The organism is Mesorhizobium sp. M7A.F.Ca.US.006.04.2.1 (assembly GCF_004022915.1).
GTDB classification, from domain to species: Bacteria; Pseudomonadota; Alphaproteobacteria; order Rhizobiales; family Rhizobiaceae; genus Mesorhizobium; species Mesorhizobium ciceri.
This window is the reverse complement of record NZ_RZQA01000682.1, coordinates 1-3,606: the sequence shown is the minus strand read 5'-3', so window position 1 is coordinate 3,606 and position 3,606 is coordinate 1. Positions and strand designations below refer to the sequence as shown.

The window sequence follows — 3,606 nt, the reverse complement described above, 5'->3', positions numbered from 1 at the left end:
GGCCGCCTGGCTGCTCGGCTGGAAGCCAGCGGTGTAGACCTCGCTCGGCGGCGTGTGCACGATGCTGTAGGCGTAACCCGGCGCCGTCGTCGCGCTTGAAACGGTGGCGACCTGCTCGCCGCTGGTCAAGGCCCAACGGGCGGCCTGCGGTGCGGCTGCAACCACCATGGCCTTGGGGCCTGGCTTCAGGTCGCGGGCGGTGGCTCTCGATTCCTTGCGCGTCGTCTTGACGCCGGCGCCGATCGCGGCGGCCGGATCGGAACCGACTGGGCGGGCCACGACAGCATCGCGCGGCGATGCGGCGTTGGTGCCCGGATCGTTGAACGCCGAACGCGGCTCGGACCCGGACAAGGAAGCAAGCTGGTAATCGGCCGCACCGACCTGGGCATTGGCCTCGTCGAGCACGGCCTTGACCGCGTCCGGCCTGGCCATCTCGGGCCGCGCCGTCGGCAGCACCGAGAACGCATCGGTCGCGGTCTTGCCTTGGTCGGCCGTCTCGGCCAGCGCCATCAGCACATCCTTGCTGGGCGGCGCAGCCAGAGCGGCCGGCAGCGAATTGTCGGGACGCCATGTCGGCAACGGTATGTTGTTGACCGCGACCTGGGTCGCATCAGCCGAAGCCGTTGCATCGGCCATGCCGAAAGGAACGCTCGCCGGCGCATGCGCGGTCGCCACGGCCTGCTCGGTGGTGGCTGTCGCCTCCGCCATCGCGAAGGGAACATTCTCAGGCTGCTGCGCGCCGACATCGGCTTTCGGCCGCGGTGCGAAATCCGGCAGCGGAATGCTTCGGGCCGGCAATGCCGCGATGATCGTCTCCGGCGTGTCCTGTTCAGGCTCCGGAGCCTGCTGTTCGGTCACCTGCGGAATCTCGGCGCGCCGCGCATTCTCCGGCGCCACGATGGCGATGCCCGGGAGGTTGCTGGTCTTGGCCGCCGCTGCCGGCTTCAGGTTTCTCGCCTTGGGCGGGGGGGCGGCCGAAGCGGTCTCGACATCGGCGCTGTCGTCGGCCTCGTCGTCGCCGCCGCCACCGAAGAAAGCCGACAGGAATCCACCCGATTTCTTGCTGCTGCCGCCGGCACTGGCCATCTCGATGGCCGGCGAGCCCGATCCCTTGCGCGCCTTGTAGGAGGCGAGCGCCTGCTCAAAGCCGGGCAGCGGCCTGCCGTCGCTCGGCACATGCAGCGTCTTGCCATTGGGGAACAGGGAGACCAGTTCCTGGCGGCTGATACCGGGCCAATGGCGCACATTGCCGACATCCATATGGACGAACGGCGAACCCGATGACGGATAGTAGCCGACGCCGCCGCCCTGCATCTTGAGGCCGATGTTGCGCAGCTTTTTCAGCGGCACGCCGGGAATATAGAAATCCATCGCCTTGCCGAGCATGTGCTGGCTCTTCTCGGCCACGCCCCTGCTGCGGCTGCGCAGCATCGAGTTCGTCGACGGCGAGCGATAGCCGCACACGACCTGGATGTAGTCCGTGGCACCTGCTTCCCGATACGCCTCCCAGACGAGATCCAGCAGGCGCGGATCCATCTTGGTCGGCTCGTTGCGACGCCAGTCGCGCAAAATGATGTTGATCTTGCGGAGACCCTCGGGAACGTAGCGGCCGTTGCGCTTGTAGACGATCTCGGCCTTCTCGTGGGTGTGGAGATGATAAAGCTTCAGCGACCGTGTTTCGGCGCTGGCTCCGCTCGCAGCCGCGGCAACAAAACCAAAAGCGACAACCAACACTGCCAGCCACTTCGGCCAGACGCTCAAATGATGGTGCCGCCTGTTTGTGTGTCGTTCGATTCTGTTCAAATCAAAAGGCCTTGCAGGCTGCCGTTTGTCCCCGGATTTGTCCAAACGGATGTGGCATTAGCACACCCGAATATCGATCCTAATGGTTAATCATCGCTTATTGAAGCCGAAATGCGGTAACACCGTGGCGATATCCCGTCAAAAATTGTTCACAAGGTTTCTTGGTAAACCGCTGGTTTAGATCAGATTTTCGCCTTCGCCCCGAACACGATCTGTTACCGTTAGCCTTAATGCGTGAACAGAGCTGTCCACGGGACAGCCACAATGCCGCTGAAACGGCGACACAAGGCCCGTTGTGGCATTGCAAGCTGGCGCCGGCCTTGTGGCAAAGCCGGAAGCCGGGCCAAAGCTCAGCCCGGCATCGCCCTTAGGAGGCGAGTCGATCGACGCGGCCTGTCTCCGGATCGATGCCGTGTTCCTTGAGCTTGCGATAGAGCGTCGAGCGGCCGATGCCGAGTCGGCGGGCGACTTCGCTCATCTGTCCGTTGTAGTGATCGATGGCAAGCTTGATCATCTCGAGTTCGACATCGGCAAGTGCCCGCACATTGCCGCGCTCGTCGAGCGCCCGCAACGTGCCGAAGCGAGGCTGCAGCCTTGCCGGCGGATCGAACGCGATTGCCGGGCCGCCCTCGCCGGGCAAGGCTTCGTCATCGCGCGCCTGCAAAGGCAAGGACGGCGACGGCGCGTCGCCATCCATATCGAGGTTGACGGTGCCTTCCACTTGCGCCCGGATCTGCGGGAAGTCCTCCGCGGTTAACATATCGCCTTCGCAAAGCACCGAGGCGCGAAAGACGGCGTTTTCGAGCTGCCGGATGTTTCCGGGCCAGTCATAGGCCTGCAGCACGGCGAGCGCTGCCGCCGAAATACCTTGCAGGCGACGGTGCGGGTCGGCCGGCGCGACCTTCTCCATGAAATGGGTGACCAGATACGGGATGTCGTCGCGGCGGTCGCGCAGCGGCGGCACGAAGATCGGATAGACGTTCAGCCGGTAGAACAGATCCTCGCGGAACTTGCCGTCCTTGACCTGCTGCAGGAGGTTGCGGTGCGTCGCCGAAATCAGCCTGATGTCGACCCTGACGGTCGAGCGCCCACCGACCGGGTCGACCTCGCCGTCCTGGACCGCGCGCAACAGCTTGACCTGCACGTCGAGCGGCAGGTCGCCGATCTCGTCGAGAAACAACGTGCCCGAATGCGCTTCGACGAACTTGCCGGTGTGCTTGTCGGTGGCCCCGGTGAACGAGCCCTTCTCGTGACCGAACAGGATCGATTCGACCAGATTGTCTGGAATGGCGCCGCAATTGACGGTGACGAAGGGTTTCGTGCGGCGGTCGCCACTGCCCTGGATGGCGCGCGCCACCAGTTCCTTGCCGACGCCGGACTCGCCCTCGATCAGGATCGGGATGTTGGATGCCGCCGCTTTCTGGCCAAGACGGATCACCCTGTCCATGGCCGGGCTGTGCGTGATCATGTCCTTGAAGGTCAGGAGGCCGCCGCGCCGGCGCGATGTGCGCTTGACCTCGCCCTCGACGGCCTCGACCTTGAGCGCATTGCCGATCGATGCCTGCAGCCTGTCGGGAGACGCCGGCTTGACGACGAAATCGAAGGCGCCATGACGCATCGCCGAAACCACGGTCTCGATTCCGCCCTGCGCGGTTTGCACGATCGCCGGCACGTTGATGTCGCGCTCGCGCATCGCCTTCAGCACGCCGATACCGTCGAGACCGGGCATGACCAGATCGAGGATGACCACCGACACCTCGCGGGCGCCGGGTCCATCGAGGATGTCGAGAGCGGCCGCGCCGC

At 64.8% G+C, this 3,606-nt stretch carries 2 protein-coding genes; both read right to left on the bottom strand.

Annotation, left to right across the window (positions count from 1 at the left end; genetic code table 11):
• Positions 1-1,761 (bottom strand): DUF882 domain-containing protein (locus tag EN925_RS27995; protein ID WP_128337074.1); only part of this gene is annotated, 1,761 nt, incomplete at its 3' end.
• Positions 1,762-2,170: 409 nt separating this feature from the next.
• Positions 2,171-3,606 (bottom strand): sigma-54 dependent transcriptional regulator (locus EN925_RS27990; RefSeq protein ID WP_164894434.1); only part of this gene is annotated, 1,436 nt, incomplete at its 5' end.